This window comes from Pseudomonas sp. KH_046_2, assembly GCF_057838985.1.
This window is the reverse complement of record NZ_CM174480.1, coordinates 5,074,911-5,089,710: the sequence shown is the minus strand read 5'-3', so window position 1 is coordinate 5,089,710 and position 14,800 is coordinate 5,074,911. Positions and strand designations below refer to the sequence as shown.

Genomic DNA, 14,800 nt, shown 5'->3' with positions numbered 1-14,800 from the left:
TTAATTTTGTGCGCGGCCTCAAGGCTGCATGATTCGAGTACCCATGCCTGCCATCGATCACCCGCTGATAGACCAATTCCTCGATGCCCTGTGGCTGGAGAAAGGCCTTTCCGATAACACCCGCGATGCCTATCGCAGTGACCTGGCGCTGTTCAACGGCTGGCTGCAGGACAAAGGACTGGAGCTGGTCAATGCCGGGCGTGAGTTGATACTCGACCACCTGGCCTGGCGCCTGGAGCAAAACTACAAGCCTCGTTCCACTGCGCGATTTCTCTCGGGGGTGCGTGGCTTTTATCGTTACCTGCTGCGGGAAAAGATGATCTCGGTCGATCCGACATTGCGCGTTGATATGCCGCAACTCGGCAGGCCGCTGCCAAAGTCCTTGTCCGAGGCGGATGTGGAAGCCTTGCTGAAGGCGCCTGATTTGAGTGAGGCCATCGGCCAGCGCGACCGGGCCATGCTTGAAGTGCTGTACGCCTGCGGCTTGCGGGTGACCGAGCTGATCAGCCTCACCCTGGAACAGGTCAATTTGCGTCAAGGCGTGTTGCGGGTGATGGGCAAGGGCAGCAAGGAACGGCTGGTGCCGATGGGCGAGGAGGCGATTGTCTGGGTCGAACGCTACATGCGTGATGCCCGCAGCGAACTGCTTGGCGGGCGTCCCAGCGATGTGTTGTTCCCGAGCCTGCGTGGCGAGCAGATGACCCGCCAGACCTTCTGGCACCGCATCAAGCACCAGGCCAAGGTGGCCGGGATCGGCAAGTCGCTGTCGCCGCACACCTTGCGCCATGCCTTCGCCACGCACCTGCTCAACCACGGCGCAGACCTGCGGGTGGTGCAGATGCTGCTGGGGCACAGCGATTTGTCGACGACGCAGATCTATACCCATGTTGCCCGGGCGCGGTTGCAGGATCTGCATGCCAGGCATCACCCGCGGGGCTGACGCAGTGCTTCAAATGGAATACGGGCCTGTGGCGAGGGGGCTTGCCCCCGTTGGGTTGCGAAGCAGCCCCCTGCAATCGTTCAGATTCACCGAGTTGCCCGGATTTACGACTGCTGCGCAGCCGAACGGGGGCAAGCCCCCTCGCCACAGGGGCCTTATGTGATAGGCTTGGGCGGTTTGCACGATGGGCGGTTATGACCCGGTGTTTCGGCACGGGCGTTCTGATCGTCCCATATGTTCGCCTTCAGGAGTTCTCATGCGTCTGACCCAGATTTTCGCCGCCGCAGCCATTGCGTTGGTCAGCACCTTTGCCGTCGCCGATGACGCGGCCGACAAAGCCATTCGTAAAAGCCTGGAAAACCTCCAGCTCGAAGTGCCGGTAGAGACCATCACCGCCAGCCCGATGCCCGGCCTGTATGAAGTCAAACTCAAGGGCAGCCGTGTGCTGTACGCCAGCGCCGACGGCCAGTACGTGGTCCAGGGCTACCTGTTCGATCTCAAGGACGGCAAGCCGGTCAACCTGACCGAGAAGACCGAGCGCCTGGGCATCTCCAAACTGATCAACGCCATCCCGGTTGCCGAAACCGTCGTCTACCCGGCCATTGGCGAAACCAAGTCGCACATCACCGTATTCACCGACACCACCTGCCCGTACTGCCACAAGCTGCACGCTGAAGTGCCTGAGCTGAACAAGCGCGGCATCGAAGTGCGTTACGTCGCGTTCCCGCGCCAGGGCCTGGGCTCGCCGGGTGACGAGCAGCTGCAAGCGGTGTGGTGCTCGAAAGACAAGAAAGCGGCCATGGACAAAATGGTCGACGGCAAGGAAATCAAGGCCGCCAAGTGCGATAACCCGGTTTCCAAACAGTTTGCACTCGGTCAGTCGATCGGCGTGAACGGCACACCGGCCATCGTTTTGGCCGACGGTCAGGTCATTCCGGGCTACCAGCCTGCGCCACAAGTCGCCAAACTGGCGCTGGGCGCGAAGTAAATTCGCATCGTCACGGTCAGCCAATGACGATCATGGTCCGGCAGCGACATTCGCCGGGCCATCAATAGAGAACCGCGAGTATGCGGTTGTTTTCACGGCCGGCCTCGAGTCGGCCGTTTTATGGGGAGTTCACAGTGAAACCGGTCAAAGTAGGCATCTGTGGGTTAGGAACCGTCGGTGGCGGTACCTTCAACGTACTTCAGCGCAACGCCGAGGAAATTGCTCGTCGTGCCGGGCGTGGGATCGAAGTGGCACAAATTGCCATGCGCACGCCAAAGCCTCAGTTCCAAACGACCGGTATTGCGATTACCAACGATGTCTTCGAAGTGGCCACGAACCCTGAGATCGACATCGTTATAGAGCTGATGGGCGGCTACACCGTTGCCCGCGAGCTGGTACTCAAGGCCATCGAGAATGGCAAGCATGTGGTCACCGCGAACAAGGCGCTTATCGCCGTTCACGGTAATGAAATTTTCGCCAAGGCCCGCGAGAAGGGCGTGATCGTTGCGTTCGAAGCGGCGGTGGCTGGTGGCATCCCGGTGATCAAGGCGATCCGCGAAGGCCTGTCTGCCAACCGCATCAACTGGGTAGCCGGCATCATCAACGGCACCGGCAACTTCATCCTGACGGAAATGCGCGAGAAGGGTCGCACCTTCGAAGACGTATTGGCCGAAGCCCAGGCCCTGGGTTACGCCGAAGCCGATCCGACCTTTGACGTCGAGGGTATCGACGCGGCTCACAAGCTGACGATCCTGGCGTCCATCGCGTTCGGTATTCCGTTGCAGTTCGACAAGGCTTACACCGAAGGCATCACCAAGCTGACCACCGCCGACGTGAACTACGCCGAAGCGCTGGGCTACCGCATCAAGCACCTGGGCGTGGCGCGCAGCACCGCGGCCGGTATCGAACTGCGGGTACACCCGACGCTGATCCCGGCCGATCGCCTGATCGCCAACGTCAACGGCGTGATGAACGCGGTGATGGTCAACGGCGATGCTGCTGGATCGACCCTGTTCTACGGCGCCGGCGCCGGCATGGAGCCGACCGCTTCGTCGGTGATCGCCGACCTGGTGGACGTGGTCCGCGCCATGACTTCCGACCCGGAAAACCGCGTACCGCACCTGGCATTCCAGCCGGATTCGCTGTCGGCTCACCCGATCCTGCCGATCGAAGCCTGCGAAAGCGCCTACTACCTGCGTATTCAGGCCAAGGACCATCCGGGCGTATTGGCTCAGGTTGCGAGCATCCTCTCGGAGCGCGGCATCAACATCGAGTCGATCATGCAGAAGGAAGCCGAGGAGCACGACGGCCTGGTGCCGATGATCCTGCTGACCCACCGCGTGCTGGAACAGCACATCAACGACGCCATCGCTGCTTTGGAAGCCCTGGCGGGTGTGGTTGGTCCGGTCGTTCGGATCCGTGTCGAGCACCTGAACTAAGCCGATATCGTTGACCGGGCTCGCTTGCGGGCCCGGCACTACGAACACTGTCCATTGGAGTCAGTCATGCGTTACATCAGTACCCGCGGCCAGGCACCGGCCCTGAATTTCGAAGACGTCCTGCTGGCAGGCCTTGCCACCGACGGCGGTCTGTACGTCCCGGAAAACCTGCCACGTTTCACCCAGGAAGAAATCGCTTCCTGGGCCGGCCTGCCGTATCACGAGCTGGCTTTCCGCGTCATGCGCCCGTTCGTCACCGGCAGCATTCCCGATGCCGATTTCAAAAAGATTCTTGAAGAAACCTACGGTGTATTCGCCCATAGCGCCGTTGCGCCGCTGCGTCAGCTGAACGGCAACGAATGGGTGCTGGAGCTGTTCCACGGCCCGACCCTGGCGTTCAAGGACTTCGCATTGCAACTGCTCGGTCGCCTGCTCGACTACGTGCTGGAAAAGCGCGGCGAGCGCGTGGTGATCGTCGGTGCCACCTCCGGTGACACCGGTTCGGCCGCGATCGAAGGCTGCAAGCACTGCGAAAACGTCGACATCTTCATCCTGCACCCGCACAACCGGGTGTCCGAAGTGCAGCGTCGGCAGATGACCACCATCTTCGGTGAGAACATCCACAACATCGCCATCGAAGGCAACTTCGATGACTGCCAGGAAATGGTCAAGGCGAGCTTCGCCGACCAGGGTTTCCTCAAGGGCACTCGCCTGGTTGCGGTGAATTCGATCAACTGGGCGCGGATCATGGCCCAGATCGTTTACTACTTCCACGCAGCCCTGCAACTGGGCGGCCCGGCGCGTTCGGTGTCGTTCTCGGTGCCGACCGGCAACTTCGGCGACATCTTCGCCGGTTACCTGGCGCGCAACATGGGCCTGCCGATCAACCAGTTGATCGTCGCCACCAACCGCAACGACATCCTGCACCGCTTCATGAGCGGCAACCAGTACGTCAAGGAAACCCTGCACGCCACGCTGTCGCCGTCCATGGACATCATGGTGTCGTCGAACTTCGAGCGCCTGCTGTTCGACCTGCACGGTCGCAACGGCGCGGCCATCGCCGGGCTGATGGATTCGTTCAAGCAGGGCGGCGGTTTCAGTGTCGAGCAAGAGCGCTGGACCGAAGCCCGCAAGTTGTTCGACTCGCTGGCCGTGGATGACGCGCAAACCTGCGAAACCATCGCCGAAGTCTACGAGCAGACTGGCGAAGTACTGGATCCGCACACGGCCATCGGCGTGAAAGCTGCGCGGGAATGCCGTCGTAGTCTGGATATTCCAATGGTGATCCTGGGCACCGCCCACCCGGTCAAATTCCCGGACGCCGTGGAAAAAGCCGGTGTAGGAAAAGCTCTCGAACTGCCGGTACATCTTTCTGATTTGTTTGAGCGAGACGAACGTTGCACCGTATTGCCAAATGACCTGAAAGCCGTGCAGGCCTTTGTCAGTCAGCATGGCAACCGCGGCAAGCCACTGTAACCGGTCAGTGCTGTAACATTTTGAAGCCCGTCTCCTGACGGGCTTTTTCATTTCTGCATGCACAATTGTCGAGTTATCGCCGCGAAAGGACGGGCGAGTGAATCACCAAGGACGTGGGAATGCTGTTTACAAGTGTGTTCAAGCCAGTCGCGTGCTGGCTGTTTTTATTCGGCATGCTGGGAATCGCCGAATGGGGAGGGGCGAACCCTGTATCGATTCAGGAGCGTGGAAAGCCTGTCGCACGTGCAATGGTCGTCCTGGATGACCAGGAGTTGCAATGGATGGCCAGCCATCCACAGGTCGTGGTCACGGCACTGGAATACCCGTTGTACCTGTTCAAGGATGAACATGGCCAATGGACGGGCTTGAACAGTGACCTGCTCAAGCGCATCAGTGAGATGACGGGGTTGCAGTTCGTTTACCAAGAGTCTTTTTCCACCGATCAGATGCTGGCCCATCTGGAAAGCGGCGCTGCGGATTTGAGTACGACCCTGGCGATGAATGACGAACGCAAGGCGTTTCTCGATTTCAGTCATGCGTACGGCGGTGCCGGATGGGTTTTTGTCGGGCAGGCCGGAGCACCGCCGGTGCAGTCGCTGGAGGATTTGACGAAGCGGGTGCTGGTGCTGCCGACCCGGCATGCACTGGAAGCGATGATCCGTCGCAATTACCCGTCCATCGAGTTGCGTTCGGTCAAAACCTACGCCGAAGCCCGTGCCTGGGTGGAAAGCGGTGAAGCCTACGCCACCATCGAAAGCGAAATCGGCGCCCGGCTTATTCCGTCGGGCCGGCTGCAGATCGGCGCCGTGGTGCCGGGCAAATGGGATGCGGATTATCTGGCGGTGCGCGAAGGCCAGCCGCAATTGCTGAGTATCCTCAACAAGGCGCTTGAGGCGTTTCCTGAAAGGGAGTTGCGCGTCCTTCGCCTGAAGTGGTTCGGCGGCGCTACCGTGCCAAAGGCACCCGGCCTCTGGCAGCGGATTGACCAGTGGGTTTGCTGGGGTGTGTTGGTGGTCAGCCTGTTCGGCCTGTTGTCCGTGCTCTGGAATCGGCGGTTGGCGGTGGTGGTCAGGCAACGGGTCGAGGCCCAAAGCAGTCTGCGCGATCAGCTCGCCTTCCAGCATGCCCTGATGGATGCCATGCCAGATCCGATGTTTGTCCGTGATCTGCAAGGGCGCTTGATCATGTGCAACAAAAGTTATGAGGACGCCTTGTCGACGCGTTTTGACCGGATGCAGGGGCGGCAGTTGATCGAGATCGATGCCGTGCCCAGGCAAACCGCGGAACTGCTGCATGCCGAGTACATGGCGCAAATGAGTACGCGCAGATCGCGCTTCTTCGAGCGTCAATTGATGTTCAAGGACGGTGTCAGGGATATCTACCAGTGGACGGTGCCGTTTTACACGGCCGATGGCCAGCTACGGGGATTGTTGGGAGGCTGGGCCGACATCGCCCGGCGCACCCGACAGGCGTGATGGTGGCGTTTTTTCTCTGTCATGTTCGCCGTGCATGCTCACTTGACTGGGTTGCAGGTTCGCCTGCGGTAGGTATCCAGAACTTTCTTCTCGGGCCAGCGGTCATTTGTTGCAGGCATGCCCCAGGCACGTTGTTTTCGGACTATTGAGTGGTGATCGGGATGGAAAGTATCAGTCTGTTGCTCGGTGAGGCGCTGAGCCCGTATCAGGTTACGTTGACCCCGTCAGGCATTCGTGGCGAATGCCGGGTGACCCTGAAGAATGCTATCGGCGCGACCGTGGTCGAGCGCGAGTTCAATCAGGCCCAGTTGAATGACAAACGCCTGCTGACGGATGTGGTCGACGGTTTGCATCGCGACGTGCTGATCGCTGAAGGACGCCTTGAGCCTTGTGTCATCGCGGCATTGCGCAATGCGGCGCAGGACAAGCTGCTGGCCAGCCGCAATTGAACGGACTTTTGTGGGAACCTTCCCGCGCCCAGGTCAGTCAGACCTTGTAACAGCGGGATCAAGCATTGTGCTCCGGTGCTTGTAGCTTGCTGCTACTGGTCTCCAAACAGACCACGTTTAACCCCGAGTCGTCTCCCCACTTCTCGGGGTTTCTTTTGCCCGGGATTTGTCAGGGCTGCGCCAGATTGTCGAAAAACGTCTTGGTGTCTTTCAGGTACTGGCTACGACTCTCCGGATCCAGCCAGGCGGCATAGGCCTCGTCAAGGCGTTCGCGGGGAAGGGTGCGCAGCACCTGATTGATCTCGACAATGGCCTGCCGGCCCTTTGGCGTGTCGGTGCAACCGATGTAACCGGACAGGTATTTGCCCGTGCCACGGATCGGATAGAACTGCAATTCATCCTCGGCAATGCCTTGCAGCGAGGCCTGGTAGCGAATTTCCGGGCGATAACCCAACAGCAGGCGCAAGCGTCCCAGGCGCTGCATCTGCAGCAGGCTGCCCAAGGCGTCGTTACCGTAATGAGCGGTCAGCGCGTCGGCTGGCGCTTGCTTGAGCAGGCCGTCGAGGTATTCGCCGTAATTGCGCTCGGCAATAATCCCCAGTTTTTCGCTGCCGCTGGCGAGCAGCTCTGCCAGGTCCACTTCGCCGTCCTTGATAAAGGGCGCCAGCACTTCCTGGTCGACGCGCCGCACGGCCAACCCATTGCTCATGGCGCGGAAGACCGGGATGGAAAAGGCGATCCACTGTTCCCGTTCCTTGCTCCAGTTCAGCGCCGCGTCGCAGACGAGGGACGGCTCGTGGAGCATTTGCAATCCACGCGCGCGATTGACCCTCATCACGCTGTGCTGGTATTGCGGCATGCCGGCAATCAACAGTGGAAGCAGTTGATCGATCACGCCCTGGCCCTTTTTCGGGCCGTCGAAGATCGTCAGCGGCGGCAGGTCGCGTTTGAGCCAGATCAGGGTTTCCCTGGTTTGCGCCAGGGCTGAGGGGATCGGATCAAGGAGCAGGAGCGAAATCGCCAGCACGCACAGCAGCCACCCGCCGCGTGACGGGCAATGTCCAATGGCCCATGCAGGCCGGCGCCTCAGTTCAGATGGCTCCGTCTTTGCGCAACTGTGCGATCTGCGTCGCGTCATAGCCTAGTTCCTGGAGTACCTGTGCGTTGTGCTCACCCAGTTGTGGCCCGACCCATTCACATTCCCCGGGTGTCTCTGAGAGTTTCGGCACAATGCCCGGCATCTTGAAGTCTTTGCCGTCCGGCAACTTGGCTTGCAGGAACATTTCCCGCGCCAGGTACTGTGGGTCATTGAACATGTCTTCGGCGCTGAAGATCCGGCTGGCCGGCACCTCGGCCTGATTGAGCTGCGCCAGCACCCTGTCCAGCGGCAATGAATTGACCCAGCGATCGATGACGCCATAAATCTCGTCGCGTCGGGCATCGCGGCCATCGTTGCTGGCAAGCTGGGGGTCGTTGGCCAGGTCTTCCCGGCCAATGATCAGCATGAAGCGTTTGAAAATCGCGTCGCCATTGGCGCCGATCTGCACGTGCTTGCCATCGGCACTGGTGTGGATCGAGGAGGGGGTGATGCCCGGCATGATATTGCCCGTGCGTTCGCGGATGAAGCCGAACACGTCGAACTCCGGGACCATGCTTTCCATCATCGCGAAGATGGCTTCGTACAGCGCCACGTCCACCACTTGCCCCTGGCCACCGTTGACTTCGCGATGACGCAGGGCCATCAACGCGCCGATCACGCCCCAGAGCGCGGCAATCGAGTCGCCGATGGAAATGCCGGTGCGCACCGGTGGCCGGTCTTCGAAGCCGGTGATGTAGCGCAGGCCGCCCATGGATTCACCGACCGCGCCAAAGCCGGGCTGATCCTTCATCGGGCCGGTCTGGCCGAAACCCGACAGCCGCACCATCACCAGTTTCGGGTTCAAGGCGTGCAAAACGTCCCAGCCCAGACCGAGTTTTTCCAGGACGCCGGGACGAAAGTTTTCGATCAGAATGTCGGCTTCACCCAGCAGCTGCTTCAGGATCGCATGACCGTCGGGGTGCTTGAGATTGAGGGTCAGGGACTTTTTGTTGCGGGCCTGGACGAACCACCACAACGAAGTGCCTTCATACAACTTGCGCCATTTGCGCAATGGATCACCGCCATCCGGGGATTCGATCTTGATCACGTCGGCGCCAAATTCCGCGCAAATGCGCGAGGCAAACGGGCCGGCAATCAAGGTGCCCAATTCGATGACTTTCAGACCGGAAAGCGGTTTGGCGGTGAACGGCATGCTGGATCCTGTGGGGCAAAGGTTGAGCGAATACAGAGTTTTAACATAGCCGACTGTCAGACGCTCCCGCTTGATTGTGTTCAATTCGTGGATTGCCCGTCGCATCGGTTAGACTTGCCGCCTTTCCTCGTATCAAGAAGCCCGTTCATGGCCCAGCCGTCCACGACCTACAAGTTTGAACTGAACCTCACCGACCTCGACCGCAGCGTCTATGAGAGCGTGAAGCAGACCATCGCCCGTCACCCTTCGGAAACCGAAGAGCGCATGACCGTGCGCCTGCTGGCCTACGCCCTCTGGTACAACGAGCAGCTGTCTTTTGGCCGTGGTCTGTCGGAAGTGGATGAACCTGCCTTGTGGGAAAAAAGCCTGGATGACCGCGTCCTGCACTGGATCGAAGTCGGCCAACCGGATGCCGAGCGCCTGACCTGGTGCTCGCGCCGCACTGAACGTACCAGCCTGCTGGCCTATGGCAGCCTGCGCGTGTGGGAAGGCAAAGTGGTGCCGGCGGTAAAAAACCTGAAGAACGTCAACATCGCTGCGGTGCCTCAGGAAGTCCTGGAAACCCTGGCCAAGGACATGCCCCGCGTCATCAAGTGGGACGTGATGATCAGCGAAGGGACGATCTTCGTCACCGACGACCGTGGTCAGCACGAAGTTCAGTTGCAGTGGCTGGCCGGTGAGCGCGGCTGATTTTTCGCTGCTGCACCGCGTCACCCGGTTTTATCCTACGTATTGAAGAGAAGCATCTTTCACCCCATGCGCATCGAACCTCGCCTGCTGCCCGACACCCTGCCATTCCTCGGTGATATTCCGCCGCTGTTGACCCGCCTGTACGCGGCGCGGGGCGTGCAGTCCGAGGCGGAACTGGACAAGAGCCTGGCGCGGTTGATTCCGTTCCAGCAGCTCAAGGGCATCGATGCCGCCGTGGATCTGCTGGTGATTGCGCTCGAACAGCGCCAGCGCATTCTGATCGTCGGCGACTTCGATGCCGACGGCGCGACGGCCAGCACCGTGGGCACGCTGGGCCTGCGTTTGTTGGGTGCGGCACATGTCGATTACCTGGTGCCCAACCGATTCGACTACGGCTACGGCCTGACACCGGAAATCGTAGCGGTGGCGCTTGAGCGTCAGCCGCATTTGCTGATTACCGTCGATAACGGCATCTCCAGCGTCGAAGGCGTGGCAGCGGCGAAAAAGGCCGGGCTCAAGGTGCTCGTCACCGACCACCACTTGCCCGGTGACGAGCTGCCGCTGGCCGATGCCATCGTCAATCCGAACCAGCCCGGTTGCGAGTTTCCGAGCAAGGCGCTGGCCGGTGTCGGGGTGATTTTCTATGTGCTGATGGCCCTGCGTGCGCGGTTGCGCGAGCTGGGCTGGTACACAAGCAAACCGCAGCCGAATATCGGCGAGTTGCTCGATCTGGTGGCCTTGGGCAGCGTGGCCGACGTGGTGCCGCTGGATGCCAACAACCGGATTCTGGTGCATCAGGGCCTGGAACGGATTCGCGCCGGACGTGCCCGGCCGGGGATCAAGGCGATCCTCGAAGTGGCCAAGCGCGATCATGCGCGCATCACCTCCACCGATCTGGGTTTCATTGTCGGCCCACGCCTGAACGCAGCGGGGCGCCTGGACGACATGAGCCTGGGCATCGAATGCCTGCTGACCGAAGACGCCGGTCTGGCCCGTGAGATGGCTGCTCAATTGGACGGCATGAACCAGGACCGCAAGTCCATCGAGCAAGGCATGCAGCGTGAAGCGCTGGCGCAGCTCAAGGATCTGCCGGTGGAGTCGATGCCGTTCGGCTTGTGCCTGTTCGATCCCGAGTGGCATCAGGGTGTCATCGGTATCCTCGCGTCACGGATGAAAGAGCGCTATTTCCGCCCGACCATCGCCTTTGCCGATGCCGGGGATGGTTTGCTCAAGGGCTCGGGGCGTTCGGTCCAGGGTTTTCATATCCGCGACGCCTTGAGCGTGGTGGCGGCGCAGCATCCGAATCTGATCACCAAATACGGTGGCCACGCGATGGCGGCCGGCCTGACGCTGCCGGAAGCGAATTTCCCCTTGTTCGCTGAAGCCTTTGACGCTGAAGTGCGCCGGCAACTGCGTGAAGAAGACCTGACGGGTCGCCTGTTGTCGGACGGCACCCTGGCGGTGGAAGAGTTCCACCTGGAACTGGCCCGTGCCCTGCGGCATGCCGGCCCTTGGGGCCAGCACTTCCCGGAGCCGTTGTTTCATGGGGTGTTCCAGTTGGTCGAGCAGCGCGTCGTTGGCGAACGGCACCTTAAAGTCGTGCTCAAAAGTGAATGTGGTTCGGTGAAACTCGACGGCATTGCCTTCGGGATCGACCGCGACATCTGGCCGAATCCGACCATCAAGTGGGTGGAACTGGCCTACAAGCTCGACCTCAACGAGTTTCGTGGCAACGAGACGGTTCAATTGATGATTGCCCACATCGAACCGCGTTGAACCCCTGTAGGAGCGAGCTTGCTCGCGATGGACGTGAACGATGGCGCTGGGAACCTGATACCCCGCGGTGTCCTGTCGTCCATCGCGAGCGAGCTCGCTCCTACAAGGGGGCGACATCCGTCGATGTCGACTAGGCTCTAAGCACTGCTTGATTTTGGCCTTGTGACGTCTTGTCGAATTTTTTGCCCGCGGGGGCGGGTGTTGTACCTTTTTCCTGTCACTCGTCGACTATTCAAACAGAACCTGGAGCCTGCCCACTGATTCGAGAGGTGCCCCATGAGTCTGCTGCTTGAACCCTTTACCCTTCGCCAATTGACCCTGCCCAACCGCATTGCCGTATCGCCGATGTGCCAGTACTCCAGTGCCGATGGCCTGGCCAATGACTGGCACCTGGTCCACCTTGGCAGCCGCGCCGTCGGCGGGGCCGGGCTGGTGTTTACCGAAGCCACGGCGGTCACCGCCGACGGGCGTATCACGGCCGAGGACCTCGGTCTGTGGAATGACGAACAGATCGAACCCCTGCAACGCATCACCCGCTTCATCACCGCCCAGGGCGCCGTTGCCGGCATTCAACTGGCCCATGCCGGGCGCAAGGCCAGCACCTACCGGCCGTGGCTCGGCAAGCATGGCAGCGTCAAGCCCGATGAGGGCGGCTGGGTGCCGGTCGGCCCTTCACCGATTGCATTCGATCCACAGCACACCCAACCCAGGCAACTCGATGACGGCGAGATCGCCAAGGTCATTCAGGCCTTTGTCGATGCGGCAAAACGCTCACTGACGGCCGGTTTCAAGGTGGTCGAAGTGCACGCGGCCCATGGTTACCTGTTGCATCAGTTCCTGTCGCCGTTGAGCAATCAGCGTCGCGATCAATATGGCGGTTCGTTCGAAAATCGTATTCGTCTGGTGCTGCAGGTCACCGAAGCGGTGCGAGCGGTGTGGCCTGAAGAGTTGCCGGTGTTTGTCCGGGTCTCGGCCACCGACTGGGTGGAAGACGGCTGGAACCCCGATGAAACCGTGGAACTGGCTCGCCGCCTCAAAGCCCTGGGGGTCGACCTGATCGATGTCTCGTCGGGCGGGACGGCGGTGAATGCGGAGATTCCCACAGGGCCGGGTTACCAGACCCGCTTCGCCGAGCGTGTGCGCAAGGAGTCGGGCATGGCTACCGGCACCGTTGGCATGATCACCGAGCCGGCCCAGGCCGAGCACATCCTGCGCACTTGTCAGGCGGACATCATCTTCCTCGCTCGTGAGTTGTTGCGCGATCCGTACTGGGCGCTGCACGCGGATGACGATCTGGGCGGGCACAAGGCCGTGTGGCCGGCGCAGTATCAGCGGGCGACTCACCGTGAGCAGCCGATTCATGAATCGGATTTGCGCGACTGAAATCCATCGATACGAAAAAGCCCCTGAATCGCAAGATCCAGGGGCTTTTGTTTATGCCGGTGACCGATCAGGCCGCTTCGATCTTGCTGCGGTTCTGTTCGACCTGGTTCAGGTAGCCCTTGAGCTTTTCCTGTTCGGCCACCGTCGTGAACAAGCCGAGCTTGCTGCGACGCCAGAGGATGTCATGGGCGCTGGTAGCCCATTCTTCGCTGCACAGATAATCGACTTCACGGGTGTAGAGACCGCCACCGATGTGCTCGCCCAGATCGCTGAGGTCCTGGACGCCTTCGAGCATGCGCCAGGTGCGGCTGCCGTAGGTGGTGGCCCAGCGGCGAGCGATCTCGCTCGGAACCCAGTCGAACTTGTCGCGGATACGCGAGCTCAAGGCCTGCGGGGTGGTCATGTCTTCACCGCCCGGCAGCGTGGCGCTGGCGGTCCAGCTTGGCTTGATGTGCTTGAAGTAGGGTGCCAGTTGCGCCAGCGCCGACTCGGCCAGTTTGCGATAGGTGGTGAGCTTGCCGCCGAACACCGAAAGCAACGGAGCCTCTTCGCCGGTGCCAGACAGCGCCAGAGTGTAGTCGCGGGTCACGGCCGACGGGTTGTCGGATTCGTCGTTGCACAGCGGGCGCACACCGGAATAGCTGTGCAGGATGTCGTCGCGGCCGATTTGCTTTTTGAAATGGGCGTTGACCACGTTCAACAGGTAATCGGTTTCGCCGTCGGTAATTGCCACTTTCGCCGGATCGCCGGTGTACTCGCGGTCGGTGGTACCGATCAGGGTGAAGTGATTCAGGTACGGAATGGTGAACACGATGCGCTGATCTTCGTTTTGCAGGATATGCGCGTGTTCGCCTTCGTACAGTTTCGGCACGATCAGGTGGCTGCCCTGGATCAGGCGGATGCCGTAAGGCGATTCCATCTTCAAGTCATCGCGAATGAACCTGGCGACCCATGGCCCGGCCGCGTTCACCAATGCCTTGGCGCGGATCGAAAACAGGCTGCCATCGGCGCGTTCCAGGTGCAGGTGCCACAGGCCCTTGGTGCGGCGCGCGCTGACGCAGCGGGTCTGGGTGTGAACGTGGGCGCCTTTTTCCCGGGCGGCCATGGCGTTCAACACCACCAGGCGCGCGTCATCGACCCAGCAATCGGAGTATTCGAAGCCCTTGGTGATCTCGCTTTTGAGCGCGCTGTCAGGGCCGAACTTCAGGCTTTTCGAACCTTGCAGTTGCTCGCGCTTGCCCAGGTTGTCATAGAGGAACAGACCGGCGCGGATCATCCACGCCGGGCGCAGGTGCGGGCGGTGTGGCAGCACGAAACGCATCTGTTTGACGATGTGCGGAGCCTTGGCCAACAGCACTTCGCGTTCGGCCAGGGCTTCACGCACCAGGCGGAATTCGTAATGTTCGAGGTAGCGCAGGCCACCGTGAATCAGCTTGCTGCTGGCCGACGAGGTATGGCTGGCCAGGTCATCCTTTTCACAAAGGAACACCGAGAGACCGCGTCCGGCGGCGTCCGCTGCGATCCCCACGCCGTTGATTCCGCCACCGATGACGGCGATATCGTAGACCTCGGCGAGAGGGGGCGTGGGCAAGGTGGAAGTGGGCATCGGCTCGGCCTCGGAGTTCTTTGATGTTCTGTATTTGAATTCGAACATTAATGTTCATTTGCGAAAATACTAGCCCATAAAGACGCCCACAGCCAGTCAGCTTCGATTGAAAATACTCATCGAAGGGCCGTTAAAGGAAAATTTACGAACATTTTGATGCGCGTTATGGCGCAAGAGGGATGCTGTATGTGCGATCGTCTTCGCGGGCAAGCCCGCTCCCACAAGGATCACACGGGACCTGTGGGAGCGGGCTTGCCCGCGATAGCGCCAGTGTAGGCACTGGAGAT

12 protein-coding genes are annotated in these 14,800 nt (G+C 60.6%); 9 read left to right on the top strand and 3 right to left on the bottom strand.

Annotated elements, in window-relative coordinates:
- Nucleotides 1–43: 43 nt before the first annotated feature.
- The 6 genes from xerD to AC3IX1_RS23050 all read left to right on the top strand — a co-directional run bounded on the left by xerD (nt 44) and on the right by AC3IX1_RS23050 (nt 6,767).
- A complete protein-coding gene (gene xerD / locus AC3IX1_RS23075; RefSeq protein ID WP_489385945.1) occupies nt 44–940 on the top strand; it encodes a site-specific tyrosine recombinase XerD in 897 nt (298 codons plus the stop codon).
- 256 nt (nt 941–1,196) lie between these two features.
- On the top strand, nt 1,197–1,928 hold the full coding sequence (gene dsbC / locus AC3IX1_RS23070) for a bifunctional protein-disulfide isomerase/oxidoreductase DsbC (RefSeq protein WP_489385944.1): 732 nt from the start codon (nt 1,197–1,199) through the stop codon (nt 1,926–1,928).
- Nucleotides 1,929–2,062: 134 nt separating this feature from the next.
- The gene (locus AC3IX1_RS23065) at nt 2,063–3,367 is read left to right on the top strand and encodes a homoserine dehydrogenase (RefSeq protein WP_007998527.1); all 1,305 of its coding nucleotides are present in this window, start codon (nt 2,063–2,065) and stop codon (nt 3,365–3,367) included.
- A gap of 66 nt (nt 3,368–3,433) precedes the next feature.
- Nucleotides 3,434–4,843: a threonine synthase gene (thrC, locus tag AC3IX1_RS23060; protein ID WP_075945553.1), complete on the top strand. Its 1,410-nt coding sequence runs from the start codon at nt 3,434–3,436 to the stop codon at nt 4,841–4,843.
- A gap of 119 nt (nt 4,844–4,962) precedes the next feature.
- Nucleotides 4,963–6,318 (top strand): transporter substrate-binding domain-containing protein, encoded by a 1,356-nt coding sequence (locus tag AC3IX1_RS23055; RefSeq protein ID WP_489385943.1) that lies wholly within the window; start codon nt 4,963–4,965, stop codon nt 6,316–6,318.
- Between the two features lie 161 nt (nt 6,319–6,479).
- On the top strand, nt 6,480–6,767 hold the full coding sequence (locus AC3IX1_RS23050) for a DUF3509 domain-containing protein (RefSeq protein WP_046041997.1): 288 nt from the start codon (nt 6,480–6,482) through the stop codon (nt 6,765–6,767).
- A 169-nt stretch (nt 6,768–6,936) separates the two neighbouring features.
- Here the strand turns inward: AC3IX1_RS23050 and AC3IX1_RS23045 are convergent, their stop codons facing one another.
- Nucleotides 6,937–7,905, bottom strand: coding sequence for a TIGR02285 family protein (locus tag AC3IX1_RS23045; protein WP_489385942.1), 969 nt, complete (start codon nt 7,903–7,905; stop codon nt 6,937–6,939).
- Nucleotides 7,859–9,058, bottom strand: a complete 1,200-nt coding sequence (locus tag AC3IX1_RS23040) for a CaiB/BaiF CoA transferase family protein (protein ID WP_489385941.1) — start codon at nt 9,056–9,058, stop codon at nt 7,859–7,861. The genes AC3IX1_RS23045 and AC3IX1_RS23040 overlap by 47 nt, the downstream gene beginning before the upstream one ends.
- Before the next feature lie 147 nt (nt 9,059–9,205).
- On the opposite strand from AC3IX1_RS23040, the gene AC3IX1_RS23035 reads away from it, so the two are divergent.
- The 3 genes from AC3IX1_RS23035 (at nt 9,206) to AC3IX1_RS23025 (ending at nt 12,907) form a co-directional block, all read left to right on the top strand.
- Complete coding sequence (locus tag AC3IX1_RS23035; protein ID WP_007971297.1) at nt 9,206–9,748, top strand: YaeQ family protein; 543 nt, start codon at nt 9,206–9,208, stop codon at nt 9,746–9,748.
- 66 nt (nt 9,749–9,814) lie between these two features.
- Nucleotides 9,815–11,524 carry a single-stranded-DNA-specific exonuclease RecJ gene (recJ, locus tag AC3IX1_RS23030; RefSeq protein WP_489385940.1) on the top strand — a complete coding sequence of 570 codons (1,710 nt, stop codon included), beginning with the start codon at nt 9,815–9,817 and terminating at the stop codon, nt 11,522–11,524.
- Between the two features lie 276 nt (nt 11,525–11,800).
- On the top strand, nt 11,801–12,907 hold the full coding sequence (locus AC3IX1_RS23025; RefSeq protein WP_056726151.1) for an NADH:flavin oxidoreductase/NADH oxidase: 1,107 nt from the start codon (nt 11,801–11,803) through the stop codon (nt 12,905–12,907).
- Nucleotides 12,908–12,974: 67 nt separating this feature from the next.
- Here AC3IX1_RS23025 and glpD read toward each other — a convergent pair whose 3' ends face one another.
- Entirely contained in the window at nt 12,975–14,513 is a 1,539-nt protein-coding gene (glpD, locus tag AC3IX1_RS23020; protein WP_489385939.1) for a glycerol-3-phosphate dehydrogenase, read from the bottom strand.
- Nucleotides 14,514–14,800 lie beyond the last annotated feature (287 nt).